Annotated in this window: 10 protein-coding genes; 3 read left to right on the top strand and 7 right to left on the bottom strand. The window is 57.3% G+C overall.

Features of this window, described 5'->3' with window-relative positions; all coding sequences use genetic code 11:
* The first annotated feature begins 2 nt into the window (after nucleotides 1-2).
* Together PQU98_RS04385 and PQU98_RS04380 are read left to right on the top strand one after the other, a co-directional pair.
* Nucleotides 3-815 carry a transglutaminase-like domain-containing protein gene (locus tag PQU98_RS04385; protein WP_272743660.1) on the top strand — a complete coding sequence of 271 codons (813 nt, stop codon included), beginning with the start codon at nucleotides 3-5 and terminating at the stop codon, nucleotides 813-815.
* Nucleotides 812-1531, top strand: coding sequence for an N-formylglutamate amidohydrolase (locus tag PQU98_RS04380; RefSeq protein WP_272743659.1), 720 nt, complete (start codon nucleotides 812-814; stop codon nucleotides 1529-1531). Before PQU98_RS04385 ends, PQU98_RS04380 begins: the two co-directional genes overlap by 4 nt.
* Here the strand turns inward: PQU98_RS04380 and PQU98_RS04375 are convergent.
* On the bottom strand, nucleotides 1518-2501 hold the full coding sequence (locus tag PQU98_RS04375) for a phosphatidylinositol-specific phospholipase C1-like protein (RefSeq protein ID WP_272743658.1): 984 nt from the start codon (nucleotides 2499-2501) through the stop codon (nucleotides 1518-1520). The two genes, PQU98_RS04380 and PQU98_RS04375, sit on opposite strands and share 14 nt — an antisense overlap.
* 298 nt (nucleotides 2502-2799) lie before the next feature.
* Here PQU98_RS04375 and PQU98_RS04370 point away from each other — a divergent pair, with 298 nt between their 5' ends.
* A complete protein-coding gene (locus PQU98_RS04370; protein ID WP_272743657.1) occupies nucleotides 2800-5568 on the top strand; it encodes a TonB-dependent receptor in 2769 nt (922 codons plus the stop codon).
* A gap of 96 nt (nucleotides 5569-5664) precedes the next feature.
* Here the strand turns inward: PQU98_RS04370 and PQU98_RS04365 are convergent, their stop codons facing one another.
* The 6 genes from PQU98_RS04365 to PQU98_RS04340 all read right to left on the bottom strand — a co-directional run bounded on the left by PQU98_RS04365 (nucleotide 5665) and on the right by PQU98_RS04340 (nucleotide 15994).
* Nucleotides 5665-7032, bottom strand: coding sequence for a CehA/McbA family metallohydrolase domain-containing protein (locus PQU98_RS04365; protein WP_272743656.1), 1368 nt, complete (start codon nucleotides 7030-7032; stop codon nucleotides 5665-5667).
* A gap of 61 nt (nucleotides 7033-7093) precedes the next feature.
* Nucleotides 7094-9622 (bottom strand): beta-galactosidase GalA, encoded by a 2529-nt coding sequence (gene galA / locus PQU98_RS04360; protein WP_272743655.1) that lies wholly within the window; start codon nucleotides 9620-9622, stop codon nucleotides 7094-7096.
* A 105-nt stretch (nucleotides 9623-9727) separates the two neighbouring features.
* Nucleotides 9728-12673, bottom strand: a complete 2946-nt coding sequence (locus PQU98_RS04355) for a TonB-dependent receptor (protein WP_272743654.1) — start codon at nucleotides 12671-12673, stop codon at nucleotides 9728-9730.
* Between the two features lie 159 nt (nucleotides 12674-12832).
* Nucleotides 12833-13813 carry a FecR family protein gene (locus PQU98_RS04350; RefSeq protein WP_272743653.1) on the bottom strand — a complete coding sequence of 327 codons (981 nt, stop codon included), beginning with the start codon at nucleotides 13811-13813 and terminating at the stop codon, nucleotides 12833-12835.
* Nucleotides 13800-14384, bottom strand: a complete 585-nt coding sequence (locus tag PQU98_RS04345) for an RNA polymerase sigma factor (protein WP_272743652.1) — start codon at nucleotides 14382-14384, stop codon at nucleotides 13800-13802. The genes PQU98_RS04350 and PQU98_RS04345 overlap by 14 nt, the downstream gene beginning before the upstream one ends.
* Before the next feature lie 245 nt (nucleotides 14385-14629).
* Entirely contained in the window at nucleotides 14630-15994 is a 1365-nt protein-coding gene (locus PQU98_RS04340; RefSeq protein WP_272743651.1) for a glycoside hydrolase family 53 protein, read from the bottom strand.
* Nucleotides 15995-16386 lie beyond the last annotated feature (392 nt).

Below are 16386 nucleotides of genomic sequence, written 5' to 3'. Positions count from 1 at the left end.
TCATGAAAATCAAGGCTGGTTATGTGCTGACCTATGAATGCCCGCAGCCGACGCCGATGCTGCTGTGTCTGAACATTCATCCGTCGCGGCGGGCCGATCTTTTGACTCCGCAGGATGTGGTGTTTTCACCCAATGTTGAGACGTGGGACTATCTCGATAGTTTTGGTAATGTCTGTACGCGAGTTACTGCGCCGGCCGGGCCTATGACCGTATCGAGCGAGTTTATCATCCATGACACTGGTCGGCCTGACTATGTGCCGCTAGAGGCGGTTCAGCACGACATCCGCGACCTGCCCGATGAGGTTTTGCTCTATCTTTTGGGGTCGCGCTATTGCGAAACCGATAAGCTGGGGGACATCGCCTGGAATCTGTTTGGTCATGTCGTCCCCGGCTGGCCGCGGGTGCAGGCGGTACTGGATTTCTGCCATGACCATATCCGCTTTGATTACCAACTGGCCGACCGTACCCGCAGCGCTTTCGAGGCCTATCAGCAAAAGGTCGGGGTGTGCCGCGACTTTGCTCATCTGGCCCTGACCCTGTGCCGGTGCCTGAATATTCCGGCGCGCTATTGCACCGGCTATCTGGGCGATATCAAGGTTGATCCGGTACCGGCCCCGATGGATTTTTCCGGCTGGTTTGAAGTCTTTTTGGGCGGGCACTGGTACACAGCCGATGCCCGTCACAATACCCCACGCGTCGGACGCATCCTGATGGCGATTGGACGGGATGCGACGGATGTGGCTATATCTACCCAATTCGGGCCGGGTGTCCTAAGTCGGTTTGAAGTCGTCACCGAAGAGGCGGAATATGCGTGATACATATTGATCCGATAGAGGTGAGAGGCGAGGGTGGCACAAGCGAGATTGTGCTGCTGTGTGAACATGCCTCCAACCATATCCCTCAGCATTACAACAGTTTGGGCCTCTCTGAGGCTGATCTTCAGCGCCATATTGCCTGGGATATTGGCGCGGCCGAGGTGACGCGCAGGTTGTCGGATATGTTGGGCACGCCGGCATTTCTGGGCGGTTATTCGCGGCTGTTGATCGATCTGAACCGTCCGCTGGAAAGCCCAAACAGCATCGTCACGCGCTCAGAAGCGACCGATATACCGGGGAATATCAATATTGATAAGGCGGAGCGTGCCCACCGGATCGAAACCATATTTGCGCCGTTTCATGATCAGGTCGCGGCTCATCTTAATGAGCGACAAGCTAAGGGGCAACCCACCCGTATCGTCAGCATCCATAGCTTTACGCCGGTCTATCATGGTGAGGCGCGCCAATGGCATGGCGGTGTGCTGTTCGATAAGGCCCAAACCTATGGTGAGACGGTGCTTGAACGCTTGCGCGAACCCGGTCTGATCCTTGGGGCCAATGTGCCGTACCAGACCAGCCGTGACGAAGACTATGGCATCCCTATCCACGGCGATGATCGCGGGACCCCAGCCATCATGATCGAAATCCGTCAGGATCTTATCAGCGATCCTGCGGGAGTTGATCTGTGGGCGCAGCGACTTTTTAAGGCTTTGTGACTGGATTAGTACGGGCTGCGACTCCATCCGGCAGAGCGACCTTATAGGGACTGAACTCAGGGCGTGGCGTCGGGTAGTCGGTCGAGATGTACTGAGCGCCGGATTTTAGCGCCATCTCGAACCGGCTCGTATCATTCGTGCGGGCTTCGGTAGTGGAATCGTCAGCGCGGGTGCGGACGATAAAGCCTGATCTGACCGCGGCCTGAATACGGTCGAACTGCTTTACCGGATCGTTCAGGGTGAAATAGGCAGCATGATCGGCGCTTTCACTGACCGAATTGACAAACACCGGCAGCCCTTCGAGTGAGGTATGGCCGCGCATATAGACCGCGACCTTGCTCGGGCCTTCATCGAGCGCGAAGAACACCTTACCGCGTGTGGCATTGAGTGAAGGCCAGCCGCCAGCCATTACCCCTTCACGCAGGGTTTTGTGATCGCCGCGCACTTCGTCGGGTGTGATCAGCTTATCTGGCCCGAACACCGAACGGATCTCAGTATCGAGCGCCTCAAAGGCGGCCGCGTCATAACTGAGGGCATCGGTGCCGCCGTCCACGGTTGATTTGCCATCCTTGGCGTTCATCATGATCAGGATCGGTACATGGTCTGGGTGGGTGTCTGACCAGACTTTGATCTGTTGCAGACACTGCACGAAGGTCGCACAATGGCTGCGCACATCGGCGTCCGGCATGTGCAGCACCTTATAGCCGGGGCGGTCCATGCCGGTCGCGTCATAGGCGACGCCGCTCAGGCGGGGCAGGAGAGGGTGGCTATATCGCCCACCGTTGGGATCATACAAAACGTCGATCTCAAGCTGGCGCATGCCCAGATCAAGCTGATCCTTTAGCGGCAGATGTCCGTAGTCGAGCGACCGCGCACCGGCTTCGGAGTGGGTGGCAATCACAGCCAACTCCGCCGGTGGTATGGCAATTTTGTAGCTGTTGTGCGTACCAATCGCTTGCAGGTCGTTCATGTGCAAATCTGACGTTGCGGAAGGTTCTAAATTCTGCGCTATCGCTGATGTAGCAAGGCAGTAAAAGAACAGTGTTATAAAGTGGCGACGCATGGTTCAACTCGTGCAGGCTGCAAATTGGTATGTGTCCGCCGTACCACGGTTACATGACAAATACGCAAATCTAAGTGCGATATCATTGGGTAATATCGTAATTCACATTTCTGCAACAAATTCGCAAAATCCCGTTCACAATTTAGCCATAACGGGCGCTCCATACGCCGTTCCTCCCTATGAAGGCGGCATAATGGAGCCTTACATGTCTAAATTGAATTTGTCTTTGTGGTCGGGTGCGGCGCTCAGCGTCCTGGCCTTCTCGCTGGTCGGCGGTGCCGCCCATGCTCAGGACGCGTCTGAGGCTGCCGTCCAGACCAATGACAGCGATGTTCAGGAAGTGGTCGTGCGCGGCTTCCGTAAGTCGATGGGCGCGGCCCGTCAGGCCAAGAAGACCGCCAACATCACTTCGGAAACCATCGTCGCCGAAGACATGGCCAAGTTCCCGGACCTGAACCTGGCGGAATCGCTGCAACGCCTGCCGGGCGTCGCGATCAACCGTGAAGGCGGCGAAGGCCGTCGGGTGTCTTTGCGTGGTCTTGGGCCGGATTTCACCCGCGTGCAGCTGAACGGCATGGAAGTGCTGGGCAATGTTGACTCGCCGATGGACAGCCGCGGTCAGACCTCACGCGACCGGGCCTTCGATTTCAACCTGTTTGCGTCTGACCTGTTTAAAAAGGTTGAAGTGCGCAAGTCGTTCTCGGCCGAGCAGGACGAAGGCGGCATGGCCGGCACCGTCGGTCTTTATACCGCTAAACCCTTCGATTACGCCACGGGCTTTAAGGGCGCGGTTTCGTTTCAGGGCGGTACAAACTCCGCCACCAAGGATTTCCAGCCCCGTTCCGCCGCTCAGTTTTCCTATAACTGGGACAACAAGTTTGGCGCACTGATATCGGTCGCTTACGGCAAGCGCGACACCGAAGAGCAGGGCTACAACACCTATGGTGCGGCTACCATCAGGGCGCCTGCCAATAACGTGACCAACCTCAGCGCTGCCGATCAGGCCAAGGCCATGAACGGTGAACTTATTTTCCAGCGCGGTAACCGTTTGTCGGTATGGGGTTCCGAGCAGGAGCGTCTTGGCATCACCTCGGCCTTCCAATGGCGTCCGGTTGAAAACGTCACCCTGACGCTGGATGCGCTTTATGGCAAGTTCACCAATAACCGCAGCGAAAACCATCTGGCGACCCGTGCGTCGCTGGGCTCATCGTCAGTTCTTGGTGCGTCAACGCCGCACTCCGGCAATCTGGTCGCTCCGGCACCGTCGCTGAATTCGATTCGCTATGATCAATATAACTCAGTCAACTATGTTGACGCGGCCCACACGGTTTTCGCCACCGAAACCCGTCGCCAGGAAGCCGAGAACACCTTCAATCAGGTAGTGCTGACCGGCCAATGGCAGGTGTCTGATCAACTGACGATCGACGGTCATATCGGCAAGGAAACCTCGGACTACGATTTGCCGATCTCGGACAAGTTCTATACCGAAGCTTTCGGTGGCCTCATCACCGAATACTGGGGCACGTCTGACGCGCACAACACCTATAAGTGGGACACGACCGACGCCAACAACTACCGTGCCCACGAAATCGATTTCTCTTCGACCTATCAGACGACCGAACTGGAAAATGCCGAAATCAACGCGACCTTCGTTCAGAACGACTACCTGACCTACAAAGGTGGTATATCGTACCGCAGCTTCTCGAACAGCGGCAGCCAGTACACCAATGATGACGTCAAAAAGACCGAGTGGGAAAAAGGTACCTGGGGCACCGGGCCGGACAACAAGGTCAATGCCTATGCCATCGTCTTCGATAAGCACGACGATCAGGATTGGATCATCGTTGACTGGGACAAGGCGCTGAAGCACTATGGCATCACTCGCAGCGTCACTTTGCAAAAGCCGTCGAACTATACCGTCAAGGAAGATACCACGGCGGCATACGGTCAAATGGACTGGAACGGCGACTTTTTCGGTAAGCACATGCGCGGAAACGTCGGGGTTCGTGCCTATGAAACCGAGCTGACCTCGGACGGTTTCATGAGCGTCAAACCGTCGGCTACCTTGCCGGCTGTCGTGACTGCTGTGCAGGTGAAGAAGAACTATTCCGGCTTCCTGCCGTCGTTCAACGCCGTATTGGAACTGTCCGACAGCTTCCAGATACGTACCGCGGTTTCGCAAAACCTCAACCGTCCGGGCCTGAGCGCCTATGCCATGCAGGGCTCGGTCAGCGAAGAAAACGGTTATGTGAAGGTCTCTGCGGGCAATCCGAACCTCGACCCCTATACCTCGGATGAGTTTGACCTGTCAGGTGAGTGGTACTTTGGCCGGGTCGGCATGTTGACCGCCGGTGTCTTCCATAAGAAGATCGACGGTTTCATCATCAACCGCACCCTCAACAATGTTAGCTACGCCTCGACCGGCTTGCCGGAAAATCTGGTGGCCGGCGTTGTGGGTACGACCACGGTGAACGAATACACCCGTCCCGTGAACCTGAAAGACGCCAAGCTGACCGGGCTTGAACTGAACGCGCAGACTGACTTTTTCTTCCTGTCGGCGCCGTTTAATAACTTCGGTGCCATCGCTAACATGACCTTTGTCAAATCGGAGACGGAAAACCTGATCCGTGGCCAGTTCGTCGAAGGCTCCCTCTATGGCATGTCGGACGTCAATCACAACCTGACGATCTATTATGAAACCTCGACTTGGGGCGCGCGTATCTCCGAGAACTTCCGCTCGGACTACACCATCGATGGCGGCAGCTTTAACTCGACCACCTATGTCGATGCGGCGGCCTTCTGGCAGATCACACCACGTATTCGCCTGACGGTTGATGGGGTCAACCTGACCGATGAGCGTGAAGAGCAGGTCAACAGCTTCTATAACGGCTTTGGTCAGCAAGGCGCCAAGCGTCTGTGGAACACCACCACATCCGGCAAGACGGTGTTTGTCGGCGTGAGCATGACGTTTTAATTGAGCTCACCCCAAAGTTATTGGCCGTTGGCCAAAATATTTTGGGATGGAATATATATAAGAAACACCCCCGAAGTTCAGACTTCGGGGGTGTTTTTATTTGGCTTTAACAAACACCGGGTTAGAATAAAACCACAGATCCGGCCACGGGTTTTCGCCCAAAGGATCAGCTTCAGGTTCCATCTCGTTGGTCGAAGTGCCACGCAGACGGACATAGCCGTCACGTTCGACTTTGAATGAATAGGAAAGCGTGATGATCTCACCGTCGCGCGTCCAGTCGGCGGGGCCAAAGCGTTTGACCACGCGGGTGGTCGGGTTGGTATCGGCCTTGATATCGCTCTTGCCGGTGATATCGCCCATGATCACATCGACGCGTTTTAGCTCCGGCCGGTCGCCATTGGCATTAGGACCCGCCGGATCGCGCAGGCGGACGTTGAGGGTCACGGTATGTCCAGCCTTGACCTGAGCCGTGCCGCCATTGTGAGCGCCCGCAATCTCCATATCCAGTTCGCTAATCAGGTCGCCGGTGGCGACGAATATCCGCCCGTGTCTCAGGCCGTCAATGATGTCTGACTGATCAGGCTTCGCCCACACATAGGTCTTGGCATACTGACCCGGCCAGAAGTCCTCGCCGCCATCTGCGACATTACGGTGAGAATCCGACGTGGCAGTGATCCAGAACCGGCGGCCTTCGCCCAGAAACGAATCCCACATCCCGCCGACCTTGGCTGTCATGATGTCAAAACCGCCGTAAGTTGGTGAATTGACGTAGTAGCCGCGCTTACGAGGACTGTGCGTGACTTTCAGCGACGTGCCTTGATGGCCCGGCGCGCCTTCCATGCCGACGGCGACGCTTGGGGCGGTGTCATGCCAGGCCCTGAGTTCCCACGGCGTATGTCCATGATATTGGTCAATGCCCTTGGCTGAGCGCGACGGATGGTGTGCAAAAACCAGTGGCTTAGGGCTTAGGCTGTCCATATCGCGCAGGGCTTTCAACATATGTTCAGTCGTATCACGGCCCGGATCATCAACTTCATGAGCGGAATAGCTGTGTTCCAGACGGCGCAGGGTCTCACGCTCATCGGGCCCAACCGGCAGGATAATCGACGAATGATCCCCGCCCGGCGTATCGAATTCCATACCGTAAAATATAATCAGTTCCGGTGTGGCCTTGCGCGCCTCGACCACCTCAGGCCAGGTCTGGTCATAGTGTAACTGCGACAGGCCAAGCCCGCCATGATCGGTCGAGACAAACCATTTCAGCCCATATGTCTGCGCCATCTCGGCGTTTTTCGGGATGGTATAGATGCCGTCCGTGCCCAGCACATACTGCCCGTCCTTAACCTTGCCCGAAAAGCGGCTGTGGACATGGTGATCCCCGGCCAGCCATTGACGCGCAGGTTCTGCGGTAGCCGTGACTGCCAGCAGAGCCAGAATGGAGGTGAGGGTTACAGGTAAGCGCATGGGTACAATCCTTTTAAGACGTACCTTGCCTTACCCGCCCTGTTTGACAGTTATGTTACGATCAGCCCGATGTGAGGGTAACCAGCCCGCTTTTAAGGCCGTCACTGATGGCCCTGACTGTGATGCGGCCCGCCGTTCGATCAGTTTGCACGATCGCCTGCGCCAGACCGTTGAAAAGCTTGCGCTGGGAGGCCTTATCGGCCTCATGGCTGACCGGATTGCCGTTGCCGACGCCAATAACGCTGGCGGGGCCGGTGATCTCGAATGTGACCAGATGGTCGGCCTTAGGCACCGGACGGCCCTTGGCGTCGAACGCCTCAACCTTGAGGATCGCCACATCGCGGCCATCGCCTTTGAGCGTCGTGCGATCGGCGGTGAGCACCAGTTTGGCCGCAGGGCCTGCCGTTTCGCGGGTCTGCTTCATCACCACCTTGCCGCCCTTATAGCCAAAGGCCTGAATCTTGCCCGGCTGATAGGCGACGTCCCATTCAAGGTGGCGGTTTTTGACGACCGGCTTTTTACCCGCCGACTTGCCATTCACAAACAGTTCGACCTCATCAAGGTTGGAATGCACCCAAACCGGAATTTTCTCCCCCTCTTTGCCTTCCCAGTTCCAGTGCGGGAACAGGTGCAGAAGCGGCTCAGACTTCCACCAGGCGCGGTAGTAGTAATAGTTGTCCTTCGGGAAGCCGCAGGTGTCCAGAATCCCGAATTGTGATGAAATGGCAGGCCAGCGGTTATAGGGTGTCGGCTCCCCGCGATAGTCAAAGCCGGTCCAGATAAAGCCGCCGGCGATGAACGACTTTTCGTCGAACAGCGGCCAATAGGCTTCGGCGGTTGAGGCCCACCACGGATGTTCGGTGTCATAGGCGCGCACAAAGGATTTCGACGCATCGGTGACATATTCGCCGCGGGTTGAAACCGTCGAGCCGGTCTCAGAGCCCAGAATCGGAATATGCGGATAGTCGGCGTGGAACTGTTCCATCAGATGGTGACGGTAGTTAAAGCCCAGCACATCGACGACCGAGGTAATGCCCTTGCCGTAGGAGTTATCGAGCGCTGCCGTCACCGGACGGGTCGGATCAAGGCGCTTGCACAGGGCCTTCATGGTCTTGGCCACTTCGATGCCGCGCTCGGTCCCTTGCAGGGGCTCCTCGTTGCAGATCGACCAGGCGATGACCGACGAGTGGTTGCGGTCACGCACGATCATGGCTTCAAGCTGATAGAGGCCCTCTTCGGACGACGACATCTTGCGCGTCTCATCGATGACCACAATGCCCAGCCGGTCGCAGGCCATCAGCACCTCAGGCGTCGGTGGATTGTGCGAGCAGCGATAGGCGTTGTTGCCCATGTCCTTAAGCTGCTGCAACCGCCACAGGTTCAGGGCATCAGGTATGGCGCTGCCGACACCGGCGTGATCCTGATGGTTATTTGTCCCTTTAAGTTTGACGTGTTTCCCATTGAGGAAAAAGCCTTTTTCGGCATCGAATTTAATATCGCGCAGGCCGAAATAGATGACATGGGTGTCGATATGCTGGCTGCCGACGAACAGCTTCGTTTCCAGCCGATAGAGGTGAGGGGCCTCGATCGACCACAGGCGCGGCGCGGGCACCTGAGTGAAGATCGTGCTGTCACGGCGGTCACCGGCCAGCAGGGCATAATCCAGAACATGGTCTTCGGTCACAACCACCTTGCCGTCAGCATCATAGGCGGTAATAACATATTTAACGTCAGCTTTTTCGGCGGAGGTGTTGGCGATGGTGACTGAAACGGAGACCTTGCCGTCGGCGCTACCACGCACCCACACGCCCCATTGCGGGATATGGACGGGATTGGTTTTAACCAGCCAGACGTGGCGGTAGATGCCAGCCCCTTCGTAGAACCAGCCTTCGCCTTCGGTGGCATCGACGCGCACAACCAGCACATTGGGCTTATCGTCGGTATTGATGAAGTCGGTGATATCGACATTGAACGAGGTGTAGCCGCTTTCGTGGCGCTTAAGGATAAAGCCGTTGAAGATAATCAGGGCATTACGGAAGATACCGTCAAATTCGATCCATAACCGCTTGCCCTTATCCGCTGTCGATACCGGCACGATCTTGCGATACCAGCCGATCGAGGTTTCGGGGAAGTCGCGACCAATCGGCTTATAGCCGTGATCCGACGGCGGGTGATGCTCACGCACCGTTTCCGGAATATAATCGGCGTGGGGATTGAACGGCAGCTCCACTGCCCAGTCATGGGGCAGGTTCAGGCTGCGCCATTTGCTGTCATCATAATCGGCCCCAAGGCATGAGGCGACGTTGGCGCCTTGCTTGGCATGGGTGGCCTGAGCCGCCCCATACCGAAAATCCTTATAGATGTCGCTGGCGTGACCGAAATGGAATTTCCAGTCGAAATCCAGCAAAGTCCGTTCGCGCGGCGTCAGATCATCCTGCGGAAAAAAGTCCGCCATATCAACGGTCTTTGCCGGTGTTTTTGGGGCGGCCAGAGCCGAACCGGCGCTTAGGCTCGCACCCAAACTGGTGCTGAGGGCCGCCCCTGTGACGGCAGCGCTTTGCAGAAGGTGGCGGCGGTTCAGATCGGACATCACTGGGTTTCCTCGTTTTTCGTTGGAATTATCTTACAAATAAAAAAGCCGGGCTTTCAAGCGAAAACCCGGCGGTCAGTCTTTCCCCCGTTTTAGTCTTTACGCTCAGAACTTATAGGTTACATCGAACAGGAAGCGCCGTCCGTAATAGCTCATGTCGCCGACGCGGTTACGCTTATAGTCCGTATAGATCTTCATCGGCGTATCGAGCAGATTGCCCGCCTGGAAGCGCAGAGCTATCTTGTCATTGACATTATAACCGGCCGAGAAATCAAGCGTGGTTTCCGGCAGGACGCGCACCAGATTGGTCGAATCCCAACCCAGGATGGCGGTATATTCGGAGTGATACTTGGCACCCAGACGGGCTTCGAACTTGGCGTCCGAATACCACAGATCCAGAATGGCGGTCGTGTCGGCCACGCCGTTCATCGGCAGAGGATCGCTGTCCGGCACCATTTCCTTGATGTTGGAGTTGACGAGGGCGAGGTTCGAGTAAATGCCGAATTTTTCCATCCACGACACATTGAACAGCGTATCAAATGGCGTCTGGAAGGTGAATTCGACGCCTGAGATATAGCCGCCCTTATCCGAATTGACCGGTGAGGTCAGGACATAGGGGCGACCCATGATGGTCTCGGAACGCTGGTCATAGCCGACATAGTTCTTGACGTTCTTATGGTAGCCCGACACGGCAAACAGAGAGTCCGGACGGAAGTAGTATTCATAGGCGATGTCGAGTTGATCGGCTTCGAACGGCTTAAGGTAGGGATTGCCCGCCGAGCCGGTATAGGGTGCGACCGGTGACAGGCTGCGGTTGGCCTTAAGCTCGTTCATCGGGGCACGGGAGATGACGCGGGCCGCCCCCAGCTTGAGGAAGCCGCCACTGATGATCTCGATCTTGGCCGAAGCCGACGGCAAAACCTTGGTGTAGCTTACGCCGCCCTCAGCCGTGGTGACGACCAGCGGGTACTCGGTCCAGGAGCTGTCGGGGTTCTGGAACCAGCCGCCGCCGGAGCGGGATTCACCCGCACTTTGGCTGTCGACATCGACTACGCGAAGGCCGATATTGCCGCTGACCGGCGCGTCGATAAAGGTGCTCTCGAAATTGGCCTGTACATAGGCTTCCCACACCTTTTCACTGACCTCAGAGTTAAACTTCAGGCTCTCCGGATCGGGATTGACCGCATTGGCGCCATAGGCGGTTTGCAACAGGCTGTCGAAATCGCCGTTCAGCATCGACGGAATGTTGAAGTTGTTGAACTTATAGGCCTGAAGCGAAGACCCCGCGATGGTCACGGATAAAGGTGCCGGATACTGGCCATAGCCGCTGGCTTCCTGCTTGGTGCGATCGGCATAGCGTGCCCCGAACATAAGCTCAGTCCAGAAGTCGCCGCTGAACTCACGCTTGAAATCGAGCTGACCGGCGGTCAGTTCATCTTCGACGCGGCCGGGGGTGGCTTCGCCAAACTCAGGTGCGAAGCTTAAGGTCTCCGGCTGCTGGGTCACCGTGATCGACGGATCTTCGGTCAGCAGCCAGGTCATGCTGGCCGGATAGGCGTTCATCTGAACCGAGCGCCACAGGTTGCTGCGTTCGGCGCTGGAATAGGACAGATCGGCCGACACCGTCCATTTGTCATAGGTCCACTTGCCGTTCAGGCCGGTGACCAGCAGGGACTTGTCTTCCTCATAGCGGGCAACGACGGCGGTGATTTCCGACCAGGCGGTGGTCGCCCCGATCAGATCGCCATCGACGATTACCGGATTGGTGTAACTGTTGATATTGCCGCCGGCCCAGTTGCCCCAGTTGTTACCGCCGTACCAGGCCTGATTTTGGTCTTCCTTGATCTTGTACTTGGAATAGAGCAGGTCATAGGTCAGCTCGAAATTGGCATTCGGACGGTATTGTGCCCCGAATGAGGCCGAATAGCGGTCGGAATCAAGATATTTGGCTTCGGCGCCCGCACCCCACGGGGTCGGCACCTTCGGGCCGCCGGTTACGATCGAGCCGGTCGAATTGCCGGGGCGGATGCTGTCATCATTAAAGCCCCAGCCGCGGAAGCTTTCATAGCCGTTCTTCTGGTTCTGGCCGGTCAGGCCGATAACAAAGGCGAATTGGTCATTGACCTTTTTCACCCACGAACCGGACGCACGCCAGCCCAGACCGTCATAGCCCGGAAATTCCGCGCCGCCGTCATAATAGACGCCACCGGCGCGGGTGACGAACTCAGGGCCGGAATAGGACAGGGGACGGATGGTCTGGATATCAACCGTGCCGGAAATGCCGCCCGACAGCAGGCGGGCTTCGGAGGATTTGTAAACAGCGGCACCGGCGACCACTTCGGACGGATAGATTTCCCAGCGGACGTTACGGTCGGGCTCAGACGTCGCCACTTCGCGGCCATTGACGGTGCCAAGCACCATGCGCGGGCCGATGCCGCGGATGGCGGCCTGACTGTCATTGCCGCGGTCGCGTGAGGTGTTGACGCCCGGCAGGCGGGCCAGAGATTCGGCAATGGTCACATCGGGCAGGACGCCGATTTCCTTGGCCGAGATAAATTCAGCGACGCCCGAACTGGCGCGCTTCTGGCCGATGGCGTCACGCAGGGATTTGCGGATGCCGACGACGGTGACTTCTTCGACAGGGGCATCGGCCTCGGCCTGAGCGGTCGCCTGAGCCGTTCCGGCCACGCGTTCGGCGCTGGGGGCGGAAGCCTTGACCAGCACGGCGGCTTTGCCATCATTGGATTTAACCACCAGACCGGTGCCCGCGACCAGTTTTTCCAGCGCGGTATTGACTGCAAACGTGCCTTCGACCGGATTGGTGCGCACGCCCTCAAGGTCGGCGGCGGTCGCCAGAATTTGCAGGTCGGCCTGACGGGCAAAGCTTTGCACGGCTTTGGCGGCGGACTGTTCCGGAATGGAGAAAGCTTTGCTGGCCGCAGCAGGGGCCTGTGTTTCGGCAAAGGCCGGCGCGATCGCAGGCACAAAGCCCGCAAATGTGGACAGGGCGACGGCTAAGGCCAGCCGTGAAGGCCCGAAAAGATGGCTCATATGGTGTTCCCACTTTTATGTGCCAGCACCCTGGGACAGAGTGTGGCGATTTTGCAGACGAAGCCGTTGTGTAGGGCTTCATCCCTCCCTGTAGTTAAGGATGAACCTGCGCAAAATTTCCGCCGCCAGGCCTGCAAAAATTATCATACGAATGGGTTTTTAACCGATAATGATTTCATCGTTCCGGATGTTGACGGTGACATTGAGCGCGCCATGCACCGCGCGGGCAAAGGTTTCCGGTTGATCCGTCCGGAACCAGCCGACCAGACGGGCATCATTCAGGGCGGGGTCGGCCAGCCTGATCTTCTGGCTGTTATAGCGATTGAACTCGTTCACCGCCGTTTGCAGGGTGTCATTGTCAAGGGCGATCTGTCCCTCACGCCAGGCCAGCGCCCGGTCAACCGCGTCGGGGCGGAACTCGACCGTCTTTAGGGCTGCGGCATCGGGTGCAAAGGTGCGGGTTCCGGCGGTGAGACGCGCAGGGGCGGTGTCGGTATTGGTGTTCCAGACTTCGACCACGCCTTCGGTAACCAGCACTTCGGCACCGTGATCAAATTTGCGGACGCTAAAGGCCGTACCCACCGCGCGCACCCGGACATTTCCTGCGGCGACCACAAAGGGGCGGGTCTTGTCTTTGGCGACATCAAACCACGCTTCTCCCCGGATCAGCCTGATGTCGCGCTGGCTGGTTTTGAGGTCGATCTCAAGTCGGCTGTCGGTGTTGACACTGGCAATGCTGCGGTCTTTCAACGGGATCTTGCGCAATTCACCCACTTCGGTCGTCAAATTTACGCGGTCTTTGAGCGCATAGGCCAGCCCCAGCCCCACCGTCAGTGATGCGGCCACGGCACCTCCGCCCAGGGTCGTGAGTATCCGGCGTCTGGTCAGCGGCGGGTGAGGGGCCAGGGTCACGACGAACGGGGTATCATTGAATTCCGGCACCTCAGGCACAGAGCCACCTGCGCCCATAACACTGGCGCGGTCCAGCATCAGCCACGCCGCCTGCGCCCGAAAGTGCGCGCCCTGATGGCGGACATCAGCCATCAGCCAGTCATCAAGCTGCGCCTGAGCCTCGTTATCCCATTGGGTCGAAGCTTGGCGGGCTACCCACTGTGCCGCAATGTCGTCAATAGTTGACATGCGCATTCCGGGTAGGTGCCGGCACAATGTCGGCAGGCGGCGGGTTATCCTCGGCCACACGCTTGAGGATCAGCGACAAGCCTTTAGCGGTTTCTTTTTCGATGATATTCTCGCTCAAAGACAATCGCCGTGCGGTTTCGGCCTGCGACAGGCCGTGAACCTTGCGCAGTTCAAACACCGCGCGGCATCTGGCGGGCAGGGCCTCGATAAAGCCCATGACGCGTGCCAGTTCGCGCCGCGCAGACACAGCCTGCTCAGGTGACGGGGCGATGTCGATACTGCCCAGTTCATCGATATTCTGCACGGTCGTAATCGACACTACCCGGTTCTTTCTGATCTGTTCCAGCATAATGTTGCGGGCCGTCCGGTACATATAGGCCCGCGGGTCTTCGATATGGTCAAAACTCGTCTGACGCAGCAGGCGATAATAAACTTCCTGCACCAGATCGTCACGCTCGCTGGCGGATAAACCTGCGCGCGTGAGCCACTGCCGCAACCCCGCCTCATGCGGCAGAATTTGGCTGCCGACAAAAGCCAGATGCTTGGTGCACATTCCAGACCGAGCGGTCATGACCTGCGCTCCAAAAATGTGGCCATGTGGTATAAGATGCACGAACGGGCATTTTCCGCCGGTGGCGATGTGATTTTTTTTACCGGATTTCGGTTTTGTGCAGGCATAACCATGACGCTTCCCTCACATGACCGTCTGATGCGGGCATTTGAGGGCAGCTAATCACAGGTCTCTGCCTTTGGCTATATATTTGTATGATAATTGTTGGGGTGTGGCTTGTGGGCCGCAAACTACTAAGTCGGAAACTATTCTGACAAAATCAGGGCGGCCGCTTTTGGGGGCACCTTGATTTCCTGAGCCGGGGCGTCTTTCAGCGCGTCCGGCGTGGTCGCAACCCCAGCCAGTATAACGCTTCCCGGTCGCAGCCAACTCGAATAACGGAAATAACCGTCGCGCCGGATCATCGGTACGGCCAGACCGCCGGTGAAATCGCCGCTCAGATACATGGCGCTTTGTCCCGTATCCTTGACCCGGAATGTCAATTCAACCGGATAGACATAGGCCGCTTTGGGCCAGTCGAGTGCGGGCAGGGCCTTGCCGTCGAAATCGAAGAAGGCGGCGTTTTCCCAGTTCGAGCCGCCGCCCCAGCGGGTCTTGCACTTGGTCGACACCCACGCCGGTTCCCAGTAGACGACACCGACCCCGCCATTATCGAGAGTCAACTGCATCAGGTCGTGCAGATAGCGGGCCTGACCTTGCGGTGAAAAACCATAGGCCGCAAAGGTTGAATCCTCCCCCATCAGATTGACGTTGGTATCAAGGTGTTTGTCGGTGAAGGGGTAGGCGGTTTCGACGACCACAATATCCTTGTCCGGATAGGTATGACGTACGCGGTTGATGACGGCGCCTAAGCCCGCCATGTCCATCTTCGACCATTTCTTATAGTAGCTGATGCCGATCAGATCGTAACCGGTAATCCCCGCCTTGGTGGCGTTGAGGAACCAGCTTTCGACATTTTCCGGCTGGGCGATGTGCAGCATTATGCGGGGTGTCTTACCGGCCTTTTCGCCCGCGGCTTTCACGGCCTTGATGCCGGCATTGAACAGGCGGGCATTGCGCTCCCAGTTGGTCGGCTTATGCGGATCGCCCTGTTTCCAGGTCACCGAGCCCATCATCTCGCCATTGGTCTCATTGCCGACCTGCACCTGATCCGGCATCAGCCCCTGCGCGTGCAGGGTCATCAGGGTGTCATAGGTGAAGTTATAAAGTGCCTCGACCTGCTGATCGAGGTTAAGGGGCGCCCACGCCGCGGGCACGAGTTGCTTGTCGCCGTCGGCCCAGTCGTCGGAATAATGGAAATCGAGCAGAACCGGCAAACCGGCTGCCTTGGCCCGGCGCATGGCCTTGGTCACATCGGCCAGATTGGAATAGGGCGTCCACTTCGGATCGTTCCACAGCCGCAACCGCACCAGATTGGCGCCGGAAGATTTGAATATGCCATAGATATCTTCGGGTTTGTCTCCCCGGCGATAGGTGGCGCCGCAGTCTTCCATCTCATTGACGTAGGACAGATCAGAACCGAAATAGTAATCGCGGGATAGTGCGGGGGTGCCTTCGAGCGCGATTAGGCCGCTTAACACAGCGGGTAGGGCGGATTTCACAAATTGCATAAGGGGGTTCCTAAGGTCGTCTTGCCTATAAGGATGCACCGTCAGCCGTTTTCCGCCGTCTGTTGAATTGGGCGTGGCGGCTCATAAAATGGTATCCGCCTCACAAACCGCTCATTTGTAACACATTTGTGTCGTTTGATGAGTTGTGTCCGACTCACGCGTTAGCGGTAACAGTCGTTGCAAACTCGCCTTCTGGGAGTGTAACCGTGCAGGTGACAGTGCCAATGCGAAAAAAAGTCAAATGCACATTAAAATAATTTCATTAGCCACATTTTGGTTAAGGTGCGGACAAGGTTGAGCTTTTATAATTTCCTTATGTGTTTATCCTGACGATACACGGGGTTAAGCCTTAAAAAGTCCTGTCAGGCACCTTGACGTTTAGCGCTGGCGCG

It is taken from the genome of Asticcacaulis machinosus (assembly GCF_028550435.1).
Taxonomy (GTDB): domain Bacteria; phylum Pseudomonadota; class Alphaproteobacteria; order Caulobacterales; family Caulobacteraceae; genus Asticcacaulis; species Asticcacaulis machinosus.
This window is presented reverse-complemented; position numbering and strand designations above follow the sequence as displayed.

What these genes read in the sequence shown, in the direction of transcription:
- PQU98_RS04385 (WP_272743660.1), top strand. Translation starts at nt 3, where the DNA reads ATGAAAATCAAGGCTGGTTATGTGCTGACCTATGAATGCCCGCAGCCG.
- PQU98_RS04375 (WP_272743658.1), bottom strand. Translation starts at nt 2,501, where the DNA reads ATGAACGACCTGCAAGCGATTGGTACGCACAACAGCTACAAAATTGCC.
- PQU98_RS04370 (WP_272743657.1), top strand. Translation starts at nt 2,800, where the DNA reads ATGTCTAAATTGAATTTGTCTTTGTGGTCGGGTGCGGCGCTCAGCGTC.
- PQU98_RS04365 (WP_272743656.1), bottom strand. Translation starts at nt 7,032, where the DNA reads ATGCGCTTACCTGTAACCCTCACCTCCATTCTGGCTCTGCTGGCAGTC.
- galA (WP_272743655.1), bottom strand. Translation starts at nt 9,622, where the DNA reads ATGTCCGATCTGAACCGCCGCCACCTTCTGCAAAGCGCTGCCGTCACA.
- PQU98_RS04355 (WP_272743654.1), bottom strand. Translation starts at nt 12,673, where the DNA reads ATGAGCCATCTTTTCGGGCCTTCACGGCTGGCCTTAGCCGTCGCCCTG.
- PQU98_RS04350 (WP_272743653.1), bottom strand. Translation starts at nt 13,813, where the DNA reads ATGTCAACTATTGACGACATTGCGGCACAGTGGGTAGCCCGCCAAGCT.
- PQU98_RS04345 (WP_272743652.1), bottom strand. Translation starts at nt 14,384, where the DNA reads ATGACCGCTCGGTCTGGAATGTGCACCAAGCATCTGGCTTTTGTCGGC.
- PQU98_RS04340 (WP_272743651.1), bottom strand. Translation starts at nt 15,994, where the DNA reads ATGCAATTTGTGAAATCCGCCCTACCCGCTGTGTTAAGCGGCCTAATC.